This window comes from Actinomycetota bacterium, assembly GCA_019347675.1.
In the GTDB taxonomy this organism is placed as follows: Bacteria; Actinomycetota; Nitriliruptoria; order Nitriliruptorales; family JAHWKO01; genus JAHWKW01.
Genome location: JAHWKW010000010.1, coordinates 57,689 through 72,129 on the forward strand (window position 1 = coordinate 57,689; position 14,441 = coordinate 72,129).

Below are 14,441 nucleotides of genomic sequence, written 5' to 3' on the forward strand. Positions count from 1 at the left end.
ACGACTGCCAGGAGAACGTGGCCACGGACCGACGCGACCGTTCCTCGGCCGGGGACGGTGGCGAACAGCTGTTGGGCGGGCTCGGATGGTGGGAGCGTTCCGCCTACGTCGCGCTGCTCGCCGACGCGCGCTACAGGCGCTTCTTCTTCGCCAGTCTGACTTCCAGCCTCGGGGACTGGGTCGGGGTCCTGGCGATCCTGGCCCTGACCGAGACCGTCGTCGGCCGCGCGTCGCGGGCGGCGGCGTTCGCCCTGTCGGGTGTGATGGTCGCCCGGATCCTGCCGATGCTGGTCCTGGGGCCGGTGGCCGGCGTCTACGCCGACCGGTGGGATCGCAAGCGGACACTGATCGTGACCGACGTCAGTCGCGGGCTGATCATGGCCGTGATTCCCTTCGCGCAGGACTTCTTCCAGCTGTTCGTCGCGTCGTTCGTGATCGAGCTGTTCTCGATGGTGTTCTCGCCGGCGAAGGAAGCGACGCTGCCCAACATCGTCGCGCGTGAACGGCTGGTGCAGGCCAACCAGCTCACGTTGATCGTCACCTACGGGACGCTGCCCCTGGGCGGGGTGTTGTTCGCCGCGTTCGTGCAGCTGAGGGGACTGTTGCCGGCGTGGGAGATCGTCGCGCAACGGCCGGAGTCGGTCGCGATCTGGGCGAACGCGTTGACCTTCTGGCTGTCGGCGTGGCTGTTCTTCGGGATGCGGTTCCCGCCGCAGGAAGCCCCCGCCCAGGCGACCGAGACGTCGCTGGGCACGCGCGCGTTGCAAGAGGTCAAGGAGGGTCTGCGTTTCGTCGCGACCCGGCCGAGGCTGCGTGCCCTGATCGTCGGCGTGATGGCTGCCGCGTTCGCGGGTGGCCTGCTGTTCGCGCTGGCGAAGCTGTTCGTCAGCGTGATCGGGTCCGGCCAGTCCGGGTTCGGGCTGCTGGTCGCGGTGGTGGGCGCCGGGATGCTGGTCGGGTTGCTCGCGGCCGTGCCGCTGGACCGCCACTTCGGCAAGGACCGGCTGTTCGGGCCGGGGGTCGGGGTGGGCGGGGCGTTCGCGTTCGTGGTGGCCCTGATGCCCAACCTCGGCCTCGCGTCCGCGGCGGCGTTCGTGATGGGCGCCGGCACCGGCCTGGCGTTCGTGACCGGCTACACCCTGCTGCAGGAGAACGCCGGCGACGAGATCCGCGGCCGGGCGTTCGCGGTGTTCCACACCGGAGTGCGTCTCGCGCTGTTCCTCAGCCTGGTGGTCGGCCCGGCGGTGGTCGGGGTGCTCGGCCTGGAGGCGGTCGGCGGGTACGACATCGGTGGCGTGCGGGTGACGATGGCCGTCGGCGGGCTGATCGCCGTGGCCGGTGCGGTGTGGGCCACCCGCGAGCTCGAGCGGCTGCACGACCGGCCGCGGCCCCAACCCACCACCGGGACCGGGACGTTCGTGGTGTTCGAGGGCGGCGAAGGAGCCGGGAAGTCCACGCAGCTGCGGCTGCTCCGTGACGCTCTGGCCGACGCCGGGTACGACGTGGTCGTGACCCGCGAACCGGGGGGCACCGAGCTCGGCGAGGAGCTGCGCGACCTCGTCCTCGACCCCGACCGAGACGTCACCGACCGGACCGAGGCGCTGCTGTACGCCGCGGCGCGCGCCGAGCACGTCGCCGAGGTGATCCGCCCCGCGCTCGACAAGGGCGCGGTGGTGCTGTGCGATCGGTACGTGGACTCGTCGATCGTCTACCAGGGGGCGGTCCGCGGGCTGGGCGAGGACCGGATCGAGGAGCTCAACCGGTGGGCCACGCAAGGCCTGACCGCCGACCTGGTCGTGCTCCTCGACATCGACGCGGAGGAGGGACTCCAACGGGCCGACGGCTCCACCCCCGACCGGCTGGAGCGCCAAGGTGTCGAGTTCCACCGGCGGGTCAACGAGGCGTTCCGGCAGCGGGCTGCGGCCGATGCGGGCCGCTTCGTGGTGGTCGACGCCACCGGACCGGCGCACCAGGTACACCAACGCATCCGCCAGGTCATCTTCGAGCTGCTGGGGCACGAGACGGAGACGCAAGCGTGAGCGAGGGTCTGTGGGGTGACGTGATCGGCCAGCCGGCGGCGACCGCGGCGCTGCGGGCAGCGGTCGCCGCCGGCTCGGTCGCGCACGCCTGGTTGCTGGTCGGCCCACCCGGCGTCGGTCAGCCCGAAGCGGTCGCTGCCCTGGCTGCCGACCTCAACTGCCTCCACGCCCACCCGTACGCGTGCGCGACCTGTGGCACCTGCCGGCGGATCCGTCGCCGTGCCCACCCGGCGCTGCGCGACCTCGAGCCGGAGGGCGCCTTCCACGTGGTCGACGCCGTCCGCGACGAGTGGATCCCCACCGCGACCAGCTCCCTGCTGGACGGCCGGGTCAAGGTGCTGCGGGTGGTCGAGGCTGACCGCATGCACGACGCCACCCAGAACGCGTTCCTGAAGCTGCTCGAGGAGCCACCCCCCTCGGTGGTGTGGGTGCTGGAGGTGGCCGATGACGCACAGCTGCTGCGCACGATCGTCTCGCGCTGCCGCCGGCTGGACTTCGTCCAGTGGGGCCGCGACGACCTGGCCGCCCGCGCCGTCGAGCTGGAGATCGGTGAGCGCAGCGCGGACCTGGTCCGGGCGGCGATGGGATCACCGGCACGGCTCGAGGAGTTGCACGATCCCGACGTCGCCGCGGCTCGCGACCGCCACCTCGGGGTGGTCGGACGCCTCGCGGACGAAGGGCCCGCTGCGGCGGTCCCGGCGACGCGTGAGCTGACCGACTGGTCCAAGCGACGCGCCAGGCACCAGCGCGACCGCAACGCCCGCGACCGCGCCCGGTTGGAGGAGGCCTACGGCGGCGAGTGGCCGGCGGGGGCCAAGACCCGCCGCGAGCGCCGGGAGCGGCGCCTGGAACGCGAAGGCGGCCAGGCGGCGTTGCGGACGGCACTGGCGGATCTCGCCGCGTACCTGCGCGACCTGATCGCGGTGGCGGGCGGAGCAGACGCGGCCGACCTGGTCAACCGCGACCACCGTGAGGCGCTCAGCCGGGACGCGGCGCGCGTCTCGGTGGCTGTCGCGGTCGATGGCCTGCAGGCGGTCGCCGACTGCCTCGACGCCCTCGAGCACAACGGCCAGCCCGACCTGCACGTCGAGCGGCTGCTGCTCCGCCTGAGCGTTCCGTTGCAGCAGTCAGCGTCGCAGGAGCTGGTGCGACGGGAGTGACGGTCGGCGACGGGTAGGTGGCCGCGCGGTTCGGGGCGCCGGTACCCTGCCTTCCTCGACTCGCTGGAGTAGCTCAGCCGGTAGAGCAGCCGCCTCGTAAGCGGCAGGTCAGGGGTTCGAGTCCCCTCTCCAGCTCCGACCTTCCAACATCCGGGCGCTGGCCTGCTCGGGTCACGGCCGCACAGGACCGCCGCGATGCCCGAACGTGACCGCGCCGACCCCCGGGGCGGCGACCTGCCCTGGGAGTCGCTGACGACCCCGACCCCGCGTGGTGACGTCCAGACCCGGCTGCATCTCCCCGCCAGCGCCACCGCCGCCGCGGTCATGGTCGGGGGAGTCGGCGGCGGGTTCGACACGCCCGGCCGTGACCTGTACCCGCGGATCGCCCACCGTCTGGCGGCCAGTCGCGTCGGTGCGCTGAGGGTGCGCTTCCGCAACCCGAGGTCGCTCGACGAGGCGACGGCGGACCTGGGGGTTGGCGTCGAGCAGCTCACCCGGCGGGGGATCGAGCGGGTGGCGCTGGTCGGTCACTCGTTCGGCGGAGCCGTCGTGGTCCGCGTGGCCGCCCGGACCGACGCTGTCGTCACGGTCGTCACGCTGGCGACTCAGAGCTACGGCGCCGAAGCTGTCTCCGGGCTCGGCCACCGCCCGTTGCTGCTGGTCCACGCAGCCAACGATCGGGTCCTGCCCGCCGGGGCGTCGCGGTCGCTCGCCGCCCGCGCCAGCGGGCCGGCCGATGTCCGGATCCTGCCCAGCGCCGGCCACGACCTGCTCGAGGCCCGCGACGAGGTGCTCACGCTCGTCTCCGACTGGCTGGTGGCCCACCTGGCGTAGCTGGCGACGCGGGCGCGTGACCCGGCCGCACGCTCGGCGCTTGGAGTCACCACTCGGCGAGCAGCTCGTCGATGGCACCGGCGATGACGTGCGGGTGATCCTCGGGGACGAAGTGCTTGGCGCCTTCGATCCGGTGCAGCTCGACGCCGAGGTCCCACGCGAACCGCTCTCCGTACCGCACCTTCTGGAACTGGTCCGCCGCACCCCACACCACGCGTGCGGGGACGTCGAGGTCCCTGATCTGGTCCTGCACCGCCAGGGTGTCGCGGACATCGAGCGACGTCACCTGCCGCGCGAGCGCCGCCGCCCCGTCGTGCTCCGAGTACGGACGCCAGTGCACCGCGAACGCGTCTCGGGCCAGCTGCAGGTCATCGTGGCCGCGCACCATCAGCGTGGCCAGGACCGGCTGGACCGCCCGGGGATGCAGCCGCGCGAACACGTCGCTGACCGCCCGCAGGCCCTTGACGCTGGGGATGGGCCACGAGTCGTACCCCACGGCGTTGGTCAGCAGCAGGCCAGCGCACCGCTGGGGCTGGTGGATCGCCGCGATGTGGGCCACGCCCCCACCCAGGTCGTGGCCGACCAGGATGGCTCGCTCGATCGCGAGCTCGTCCAGCCAGCCCAGGAGGTAGTCGCTCTGCTGCGCCACCGAGATGTCGCGGCCGCGGCCGGCGGGGATGCTCTCGCCGTACCCGACCATCTCGAACGCCAGGCACCGCGCCCCGTCGAGCAGCGGGACGACGTGGCGCCACAGCGCCGGACTGGTCGGGATGCCGTGGACGAGCACGACGGGCGGACCCTCGCCACGCTCCTCCCAGCGGACGGGGACGCCGCCCACCGACGCCTGCCGAGACTCCATGACGTCAACCGATCGCCGCTGACACCCGACCACCATTGCAGAAACGTTCGCTCCGCGAGGCGTCCGAGCGCCGGTCGAGCGGCGCCAACCCGCGGCCGCAGCAGGTGTGTGGCACGCTCGCCCTCTTCTGGCGCCGCGTTCGGCCGGGCCGGCGACGGGGGGAACCCCGGTAGGGTCCCGCCGCACCGACCCGGGAGTGGCCGTGGAGCCGGGAGGCTGGAAGCGCCGGTTGCTCCGCACGCTGCCGTCGTTCGAAGAGGAGATGGCGCTCCTGGGGGACCTGGTCCCACCCGGGGGGGTGTGCGTCGACGTCGGCGCCAGCTACGGGTTGTACGCGGTGGCGCTTGCGCGCCTCGTGGGGCGTGCGGGATGCGTGCATGCTTTCGAACCTCGACCCCGCTCTCGGCGGGTGCTGCGGGTCGTGACGTCGCTGATGGCCCCCGGCAACGTGCGTGTCCACGCGGTGGCGCTCAGCGACCGCGATGGGGACGACGTCCTCGTCACCCCACAACGGCGGTGGCTGCTGCCGGTGCCCGGTCGCACGTTCCTCAGGAGCAACCTGGATGCGTCCCCCGGCGGCGACCGCTACTACGCGGGCTGGGAGGACGAGTTCGGGGGCGCGACCGAGCAGCGGGTCGCGATCGGCCGGCTCGACGGGATCGTCGAGGGGCGCGAGCGGGTCGGGTTCGTGAAGATCGATGTGGAAGGGACGGAGCTGCGCGTGCTGCGCGGCGCAGCGGCGACGATCGTTCGGGACCGGCCGCCCGTCCTGTGCGAGATCGAGGCCCGCCACACCGCCAAGTACGGCCGGGATCCGGACGAGGTGCCCGCATGGTTCGCCCAGCGCGGTTATACGATGCACACGCTGACGCTTGATGGTCTGCGGCGGTGCGAGCGGGTCACGGCCGAGGTGAACAACTACCTGTTCGTGCCCGACGATCGATCCACCGGCTGACCCGCCGACGCCCAGTTGTCCGATTCGGGTCACTGGCAGGAAATGGCGCCGGCCGTGGCGAAGTCTCCGTCGGCGGGCTTCACTGTCGGCGGAGGGGGTGAGGTGGCGAACGCTCAGCACGACGAACGGCCGCGACGACCGGCCCGGCGCACCACACCGCCGTCCCAGATCGCCGTGGCACGGCTCAACCACGCCTTGGACGACGCGCTACGCAGCTTCCACGACGAGCTGAGCGAGGATCTGCTCACCACCCTCCTGCTCCGCGACGCCGGGAAGGTCGATGAGGCTCGCCGTGTCGTCGAGCGCCGCCGCGCCCGGCTGCGTGACCTCGAGGACGCACTGTCCGCCGCGGTCGCTGCCGCTGTCGTCGAACGCGAGACCGAGTGGATCCTGGCTGCGGCGGCCCGCAAGACGCGGGCAGGTCCGTCGCGGGTCCCCGCATCGCTGCGGACGCTCGCCACGGCCGTCACCGTTGTGGCCGCCCTCGCCGTGGCGCTGGTCAGCCCGCCTGAGCGGACGGTGGCCCCCGAGCTGGCCGCCGGCCACGGCGATGTGTCGCGCACGGCTGCGGCGCCCGCGGGCCAGCCAGCGGTCGAAGCGCCGTCTGCGGACCTCGCCGACGAGACCCCAGGGGATGCGCGCCGGCCAGCGGCCGACCAGAACGCCGACGCCCCCGCTCATGCCACGGACGATCCGCTCGATGTCCTGCGGCGATCCGGGCCGTCCGGGTCATTGCTGGCTCGCCTGACCGAGGATCCCCGCAACGCCCCGCTCGCGCACCTCCTCGGCGTCGACCGGGTCGTCACGGGGCTCGAGACCGAAGCCGACGGTCCGGCGCAGATCGCAGAGGACCCCGCTGAACCGCCCGCGCCTCCTGCCGTCGACGCGGATGAACCCGAGGCCGGGACGGAACTCGACGACGACGCCGAGTACGTCCCGGCCGTCCCGCCGCCGCCACGGACAGGGGCGCCGCCGTCGGCCGGCGAGGAGGCCGCCGCTCCCGCGCCCGACGCCCAGGCGGATCGCCCGCAGCTGCAGGCGTCCGTGCTGCGCGACGTCCTCTGACGGGTCTCGTCTCGACACTCTCGAGCGGTTCGGGGGCGTTCGGCAAGCATCCCGTCGCGTGCGAACGCTTCACAGGCGTCCAGGACCAGCGCGCGCACCTCGACACGGGTCGAGGCTCGGCGCGCGGCCAGTGTTGGTCCGGGGAGTGCACGCGCCACTCGTTGGCCGAACGCCACTGAAATTTCGGACATTCTGACTAAAGGCGCCGGCGCGCCCTGCCGATAACCACTCCGCGTGACACCCAGTGTGACACCGCGTCACGCTGAGCCTTGCTGGTGGGCACGGGTCCCGTTGCGGGAGGCAGTGGCCGATGGGGACGTTGACCTACCCCCAGGCGCGGATGGTCGTCCTCGGGTTCGGCGCGGCGCTGATCTGCGGCGTGGCGATCGCGTCGTTCTACCGCGGCGCGGACGTGGTCGAGGTCGGCGCGACCGTCCTGTTCCTGCCGGTGCTGGCCGGCCTGGTACTGGGGCGTGTCGCGGGAGGCGTCGCAGCGGCTGTCGCCGTCTCCGTGGTCTACGTCGCGGTGCGCTTGTCGACGCTCGGTGGCCTGCCGACGGCCGACTTCTTGGCGCCGGTGTCGGTGCGCGTGCTGCTGTACGCCGGGTTCGGTGTCTTCGGTGGCTGGGCCAACGACCTGCTCGCGCAGGGCCTGCTCAAGCTCGAGCTGTACGACGAGGTCGACGACGACACCGGGGTCGGCAACGCTCGGGCGCTCGTGTCGGTCCTCGACCGTGAGGTCGAGCGTGCCGCCCGCTACGGATCCGTCTTCTCGCTGCTCGTCGTCCACCTCGAGGACGCCGCGTTCGCCCCCGTCGACGGGCGGCGGGCAGCCCGTGCCCTGCGCCGGACCTGCCAGTCCCTGGAGCACAACCTCCGCACCACCGACCTGATCAACCGCGTCGCGTTCCCGACCCGGGAGGACGTGGTGGTGGTGCTGCCCGAAACCGGCCGGGCCGGTGTTGCGTTGCTGGCCGAGCGCGCCGTCGCGAGCGTGCGCCAGCTGCTCGCCGACCACAGCCTGACCGTCTCGGACGACACCGTCCACGCCGAGGTCTTGACCGTCCCTGGCGACGAGGAAGCCGTCCGCAGCTACCACGCCGCAACCGCCGCCGTACTCGGCCGCGAGGTCGTCACCGTGAACGGAGCAACCCCGTGAAACCACGCTTGTCTCCAGGCCGCAGCGGCGGCGTCGCATCCATCCGGCGGGTCGCCCGCCCGTTCGCCTTCCTGCTGCTGTTGATCAGCGTGGTGGCGTGGTCGGAACTGTCGGCAGCGCTGGCGACCGAGTTCCACTCCGCTCAGGAAGCGGAGTTCGGTCGGCGCCTCAACGCGGAACGGTCCGTGCGAGGTCTTCCGAGCCTGTCCCACTCCGACGCGTTACGGACGGTGGCGCGGCGGCACAGCCAGCGGATGATGGCCGAGGGGCGGATCTTCCACAACCAACGGCTCCAGCAGGACGTCGAAGCGGTGTTCCCCAACTGGGCGGAGATCGGTGAGAACGTCGGGGTGGGCCCGACCGTCCCGGCCGTGCACCTCGCCCTGATGGAGTCACCGACCCACCGCGCGAACATCTTGAGCACCAACTACGCCCACATCGGCGTGGGCGTCGTGACCGGCGCGGACCGCCTGTTCGCCACGCAGAACTTCCTGCGGCTCGAGCCGGGCGGGGCGCGGCCGCAGGCCGCCCAGTTCCGCCTCGCCGGACGCGACCGGGTTGCGACCGCCCGGGCGATCGCCGACTTCGGCGTCACGCCAGGCACGGCGCGCGGGGCGGTGGTCGCACCCTCCGGCGACTTCCGCGGCGCCTTGGCCGGCGCCGCCCTAGCGGGGGCGCTCGGCGGGCCGACGGTGCTGTCGAGCAGCGACGCGCTGGACGGCGATGCACGCGGGGCGTTGGAGCGGGCGCTGGGGCCAGCACGCTCCGGGAAGACGGTGTACCTGGTCGGTGCCTTCGCTCCGGCGGTGCGTGACGCGGTCGCGAGCCTGGGCGTGCAGGCGGTCGTCCTGGGTGGTGGCGACCACGTCGCCAGCGCCGCGGCTGTCGCCCGGGCGCTGCCCAGCCGGCCATCCACGGCCCTCGTCACCACGGTCACCGACTACCCCGACGCGCTCGCCGTCTCCGCCGTCTCGGCCGTGACCGGCTGGCCCGTGCTGTACACCGATCCCGCCCAACTGTCGCAGGGCACCGCCGCCGTCCTTCAGGAGCTGGGGATCCGGCGGACCCTGGTGATCGGAGGTCCGAGGGCGGTGTCGGACGCGGTCGCCAGCCAGCTGGCCAACGTCGGCGCCCCTCCAGCGGGACGGCTGGCGGGCGCATCCCGGCTGGAGACTGCCGTCGCCGTCGCTGACTTCGCGCTCTCCAACGGCCTGACACCCGGCCACGTCCAGCTGGCGACCGCCTACAACTACCCGGACGCCCTGGCCGGCGGGGCGCTGGCCGGCGTGCTGCGCTCACCGGTGGTGCTCACCACCAGCGACCGGCTGCACCCGACACCGGCCGCGTGGCTCCGCACACACCGATCGCGGGTCGAGGCGGTCTACGTCCTGGGTGGTGCTGCAGCGGTGTCGACCGCGGTCGAGACCGGCCTGGCCGACGTGCTGCGCTAGGCCGTCCGTGACCGCACTGGCGGCTCCCGCGTCGCGCGGCGAGACGACGCCGCGGACGTCGACGCAGGGCTGACCGGTCGCCGGCGGGCGCCGCAGGTGCCGCGCGGGGCGCTGGTAGGCTCCGGCCGCGTCCGCCGTCCAGGAAGGTCGCCTCGGATGCTCGCCCCGCTGCGTCGCCCAGCGCCTGCTGTGGTGTTGGGGGCGCTGTTGGCGATCACCGCGGTGACCGCTGCCGCCACTGGAGCCGACGCGGCCGTCGAGGGGCGTGAGGTCCTCGCGGTGGAGGGCGGAGGTGGCGACCAGACCGGGGGAGGCGGCCAGACCGGGGGAGGCGACCAGACCGGGGGAGGCGGCCAGACCGGGGAAGGCGCAGGCGGCGGCGAGACCACCGGCGGCGAGACCACCGAGGGTGGTGGGGCTACCACCGAGGAAGGCGAGCTCCCCGGTCCCGACCCCGACCCCGACAACACCTTCGCGCCGACCGAGTTCACGCCGTCGTGGACCTGGTGGCTGGGGGTCATCCTCACGGTGGTCACTGTGCTGATGCTGGTGGCGTTCGGTTTCATCTACGCCACGATGGTCCGCAACCGACAGCCGGAGGGGCGCTGACCTCGTGCCGGACCCGGCGACCAACGGCCCAGCGCGACTGATCGACGAGGCGATCTCGCTGCGGACCGCCGCGGTCGTGGCCACACCCGGCCGTCGCGACCCCGCGGCCGCCGCGCAGCTGCGCTCCGCGATCGCTCGCGACACGGCGGTGGCCGACGCCGCGGCCCGGGCCTGGACCGGGCTCGGCCGCGACCTGCCCCCCACCCGGGTGCGTGTGGTGAGCCGGATGGGGTGGGTGCAGGCCAACCTGATCGGTCTGCGCGGTGCACTCCAACCGCTCGCCGAGCGTCTCCAGCGCACCGCAACCGGCCGGTGGGTCGGGAGCCAGATCCTCGGCGTGCAGCTGGGTGCGCTGCTGGGCCTGCTGTCCACCAAGGTGCTCGGCCAGTACATCCTGCCTCTGGGCGGTCCCGGACAGGCGCAGCTGGTGGTGGTCGGGCCGAACGTCTTGGAGTTGTCCGAGCGGTACGGCGCGGTCGCCGACGACGTGCGCCGTACGGTCCTGCTGCATGAGCTGGCCCACCGCCTCCAGTTCGACGGGGTGCCGTGGCTGGGCGACCACCTGCGCAGCCTGTTGGACCGCTACCTGTCGGCCACCCGGCTGGACCCATCGGCGGTCCTGGATATCATCGGGCGCCTGCCGGACGTGGTGCGGGCGCTCCGCGACGACGCGACCCTCACGCCCCTGCTGCAGCTGGTCCTGACCGACGAGCAGCGCGCCGTGGTCCACGAGGCGCAGGCGCTGATGAGCCTCCTGGAGGGCCACGGCAACGCCACGATGTACGAAGCGGCCGACGACCTGGTGATGGACTCCGACCGGGTGCGCCAGGCGCTGGAGCAACGCCGCCGGGACTTCGGCACCCGGCTGCTCACGGCGGTGACGGGTCTGGAGATGAAGCGCCGCCAGTACCTCGACGGCGAGTCGTTCGTCCGCACGGTCGTCGATCGGGTCGGCACGGCAGGACTCAACCGGGCCTTCGACGGGCCGGACGCGCTGCCGTCTCCCGCGGAGATCGCCGATCCCGACGCGTGGCTGACGCGTGTCCACGGCGGGGCGTCGCCGCGCGACTGACCGCCGCCCGGATCGCGACGCCAACGTGCGGATCGCGTCCCAGTACCGTCGGCGCGTGACCCCATCCCCACGCGGGTCCCGCGGCCGGCGGGTCCCGCCCGGCCCGCTCCCTGCCGGCCTGAACCGCCAAGCGCTGGTGGACGAGGTGACCCGCGCCCTGGCACCCCTGGAGGCGGGCGCCGCGGCGCTCGTGGCGGTGTCCGGTGGTCCGGACTCGACCGCGCTGGTGGCGCTGGCTCAGGAGGCGCGGCCAGATGTCGCTCTCACGCTCGGTCACATCCGCCACGGCCTGCGCGACGACCGCGCCGACGTCGCCGCCGTCCAGGAACTGTCCGCCGCGCTCGGGCTTGCCCTGCGGGTCTCGGAGGTCACGGTCCGTCCTTCCGGCCACGGGTTGGAGGCCGCCGCCCGCGTCGCTCGGTACGCCGCGCTGGCCCGGCTGGGCGCTGCGGTGGTCGCCGACCGGGACGGCCCGTGTTGGTTGCTGGTGGGCCACACCGCTGACGACCAGGCCGAGACGCTGCTGCTGCGCCTGGCCCGCGGCACCGGCTTGACCGGCCTGGGGGGCATGGCGCCGGTGCGCGGCCACGTCGTCCGCCCGCTGCTCCGCGTCCGACGCAGCGACGTCCGGCGGTTCGTGACATTGGAGGGTCTGCACGCGGTCGAGGATCCCACCAACCTCGACCTGGACGTGCGCCGCGTCCGGGTACGTGACCACGTCGTGCCCGGCCTGCAGGCGGTGGCCTCCGACCCGATCGGCGCTCTTGCGCGGTTGGCGGACCTGGCCCGCGTCGACGCCGGTTACCTCGAGTCGGAAGCCGCGCGGGTCGCCGCCGCGGTCGTCCGCCCCTACGGGCCTGCCCGGGCGGTGACCACCGAGGACCTGCTGGCCCTCGACCCGGCGATCGGCGGCCGCCTCGTGCGCCGCCTGCTGGGTCAGGTGCGCGCCAGCGACGTCCCGGTGACCGCCGCACACGTTGCCGCCGTCCTGGACCTCGAGGCGGGTTCGGCCGTGGACGTTCCCGGTGCCACCGTGACCCGCGGCGGTGGCTGGATCGCGGCCGTCCCTGCCGACGTGCCCCGACCGTCACCGGTCGACCTCGAGGTCCCCGGCACCGCGACCTGGTCCTGCGCCGGACTGCTGCTCCGCGCCACCGTGGCGGGGAGCGGCCCCGGTGGTCAGCTCCCGCTCAGCCTCGATCTGCCGTGGAAGCCCCCGTCCGCCGACACCGCACCGTTGGCGATCCCGCCCGGCGGCGACCCCGCGCTCGCGCAACTGGTGCTGCCGGCTGCGGTCACCGACCCCGCGCTGATCGTGCGCGGTCGTGAACCCGGCGACCGCGTCGCGACCGCTGCGGGGACCCGCAAGCTGCAGGACCTGTTCGTCGATGCCGGCGTTCCCCGCGCCGTGCGCGACCTCGTCCCGGTGGTGGTCGCAAGCGACGGGACGATCCTGTGGGTGCCCGGCGTGGTTGCGGACGCCGCGGCAGCCGCGGCCGGCCGCGAAGCCCCGGCCGTCGAGCTGGCGGTGGAGATCTGAAAGGATGATGATCGGTCCGATTACCGGGTGCGGTGAGATCATGATCGGTCGGATCACCGGACGCTGTGAAACTGTGACCCGGCCTGCGGGTCCAGCTTGGGAAGAGAATCAGGATGCGATCGAATCTCAGCAAGGGCGGCTTCGCGTTCGTGCTGGCGGCGCTGCTCGTACTCGTCTATGTCGCTCTTTGGGATGAATCAGCGGGATGTTCGCGTGTCCGCTGAGTCGATCGCCGATAGTCGATCGCCGATATCAGTATCAGTGTGAAGAAGAATGCGGCCGGATCCGCCCAGGAATCTTCATAGCGAAGGTGATCGAAGCCCTGGGAACCCGAGAGGCATATGGAACCGAACCTGTTTGCCGCGGAGGTGAGCGAAACGATCAAGGGCGACGCGAACTGGTTCGGTTCAGATTGATGTCCTTGCTCGCGTGCCCAAGGAGCCGCAGTACCAGGTCGGGGACTGTTATCTGATTGCTAGACCTGCGGGGGGAATCGCGACGACGACGAGATGTACCCTGTCGTTGCGGGGCACCGGCCCGCGGTTACCGCCGATGACGTGGCATGGTCGAAGCCGTCGCGGTTCTGGCGCTCGGCGTATCGGCGGCGGTGCTCGCCGGCCAGGCGCTGCACCGGCTGCCACCGCCTGTCGGCCCCGCGGCGTCGTACACGCCGGCCGGCTAGCCAGGAGGTGCCCGTGGAGCAGCAGGCCTACGGGGATCGGCAGACGGGGACGGTCCGGACGTTCACGACCCGGACCGAGGCCGACGTCCTCGCCATGACGCTTATCGCGCACGGCATTCCGGCCCACGTCTACGAGAGCGGTTCCCAGCACCCGTCGCTCGACTGGGTGGAGGGGATCAAAGTCGTCGTCGCGGCGGACGACCTCGAGCGAGCGCTGCAGCTGCTTGCCGGCCTTGAGGGGACGACGACGGGCTGATCCCCGCGGCGCCCGCAGGTGGGTCGGGTGTAGCCTGAACGACCATGGCCCCGGAGTCGCTGGCTGACGTGCTCGCCCACACGGGGTTCGATCTCTCCGCCGACCTGGCAGCCGACCTCGACGAGGTGCTGATCACCGGCGAGGCGATCCGCGACAAGCTCGGCGAGCTCGCCGCGGAGATCGACCGCGATTACGCCGGTCGGGACGTCCTCCTGGTCGGCATCCTCAAAGGGGCCTTCGTCCTGATCGCCGACCTGGCCCGGCATCTGAGCGTCCCGGTCAGCATCGACTTCATGGCGGTCTCGTCGTACGGGGCGTCGACCCGGACGTCCGGGGTGGTGCGGATCCTCAAGGACCTCGACATCGACATCGAGGGTCGCCACGTCCTGCTGGTCGAGGACATCGTCGACTCTGGTCTGACCCTCAACTACCTGCTACGCAATCTGCGGTCACGCCAGCCCGCCAGCCTGGAGGTGCTAGCGCTGCTGACCAAGCCGAGCCAGCGTCGGATCGACCTCCCGATCCGCTACCGCGGCTTCGAGGTCCCCGACGTGTTCGTCGTCGGGTACGGGCTGGACTACGACGAGCGGTTCCGCAACCTGCCGTTCGTGGCAACCTTGCGGTCGCAGACCAACGGCTGACTCGCACCGACGGTGTCACGCGACCGTCTCCGCGTCACGTCGGCGTCTGGACGTCGCCGAGACCCCCGCCCGCCCGCGATGCCGGTGGTAGCATCGCCACCCCGCGGGGACGTCCGCGA

The 14,441-nt window shown here is 72.7% G+C and carries 13 protein-coding genes and 1 tRNA gene; 13 read left to right on the plus strand and 1 reads right to left on the minus strand.

Features of this window, described 5'->3' with window-relative positions:
- Positions 1-17: 17 nt before the first annotated feature.
- From tmk to KY462_08270, 4 genes are all read left to right on the plus strand, one after another.
- A complete protein-coding gene (gene tmk, locus KY462_08255) occupies positions 18-2,039 on the plus strand; it encodes a dTMP kinase (GenBank protein MBW3577714.1) in 2,022 nt (673 codons plus the stop codon).
- On the plus strand, positions 2,036-3,199 hold the full coding sequence (locus KY462_08260) for a hypothetical protein (GenBank protein MBW3577715.1): 1,164 nt from the start codon (positions 2,036-2,038) through the stop codon (positions 3,197-3,199). The genes tmk and KY462_08260 overlap by 4 nt, the downstream gene beginning before the upstream one ends.
- A 62-nt stretch (positions 3,200-3,261) precedes the next feature.
- Positions 3,262-3,334 (plus strand) — tRNA-Thr (locus KY462_08265).
- A gap of 60 nt (positions 3,335-3,394) precedes the next feature.
- On the plus strand, positions 3,395-4,033 hold the full coding sequence (locus tag KY462_08270) for a dienelactone hydrolase family protein (protein ID MBW3577716.1): 639 nt from the start codon (positions 3,395-3,397) through the stop codon (positions 4,031-4,033).
- 46 nt (positions 4,034-4,079) lie between these two features.
- Here KY462_08270 and KY462_08275 read toward each other — a convergent pair whose 3' ends face one another.
- Entirely contained in the window at positions 4,080-4,892 is an 813-nt protein-coding gene (locus KY462_08275; GenBank protein ID MBW3577717.1) for an alpha/beta fold hydrolase, read from the minus strand.
- Between the two features lie 202 nt (positions 4,893-5,094).
- On the opposite strand from KY462_08275, the gene KY462_08280 reads away from it, so the two are divergent.
- From KY462_08280 to hpt, 9 genes are all read left to right on the plus strand, one after another.
- Positions 5,095-5,847, plus strand: a complete 753-nt coding sequence (locus KY462_08280; GenBank protein ID MBW3577718.1) for an FkbM family methyltransferase — start codon at positions 5,095-5,097, stop codon at positions 5,845-5,847.
- Between the two features lie 102 nt (positions 5,848-5,949).
- Positions 5,950-6,912: a hypothetical protein gene (locus KY462_08285; GenBank protein ID MBW3577719.1), complete on the plus strand. Its 963-nt coding sequence runs from the start codon at positions 5,950-5,952 to the stop codon at positions 6,910-6,912.
- Positions 6,913-7,222: 310 nt separating this feature from the next.
- On the plus strand, positions 7,223-8,071 hold the full coding sequence (locus KY462_08290; protein MBW3577720.1) for a diguanylate cyclase: 849 nt from the start codon (positions 7,223-7,225) through the stop codon (positions 8,069-8,071).
- Positions 8,068-9,522, plus strand: coding sequence for a cell wall-binding repeat-containing protein (locus KY462_08295; GenBank protein ID MBW3577721.1), 1,455 nt, complete (start codon positions 8,068-8,070; stop codon positions 9,520-9,522). The genes KY462_08290 and KY462_08295 overlap by 4 nt, the downstream gene beginning before the upstream one ends.
- Before the next feature lie 156 nt (positions 9,523-9,678).
- Positions 9,679-10,131 (plus strand): hypothetical protein, encoded by a 453-nt coding sequence (locus KY462_08300; protein ID MBW3577722.1) that lies wholly within the window; start codon positions 9,679-9,681, stop codon positions 10,129-10,131.
- A gap of 4 nt (positions 10,132-10,135) precedes the next feature.
- Complete coding sequence (locus KY462_08305; protein MBW3577723.1) at positions 10,136-11,203, plus strand: zinc-dependent metalloprotease; 1,068 nt, start codon at positions 10,136-10,138, stop codon at positions 11,201-11,203.
- 55 nt (positions 11,204-11,258) lie between these two features.
- Complete coding sequence (tilS, locus tag KY462_08310) at positions 11,259-12,743, plus strand: tRNA lysidine(34) synthetase TilS (GenBank protein ID MBW3577724.1); 1,485 nt, start codon at positions 11,259-11,261, stop codon at positions 12,741-12,743.
- A gap of 695 nt (positions 12,744-13,438) precedes the next feature.
- Complete coding sequence (locus tag KY462_08315) at positions 13,439-13,681, plus strand: hypothetical protein (protein MBW3577725.1); 243 nt, start codon at positions 13,439-13,441, stop codon at positions 13,679-13,681.
- 44 nt (positions 13,682-13,725) lie between these two features.
- Complete coding sequence (gene hpt / locus KY462_08320) at positions 13,726-14,322, plus strand: hypoxanthine phosphoribosyltransferase (GenBank protein MBW3577726.1); 597 nt, start codon at positions 13,726-13,728, stop codon at positions 14,320-14,322.
- Positions 14,323-14,441 lie beyond the last annotated feature (119 nt).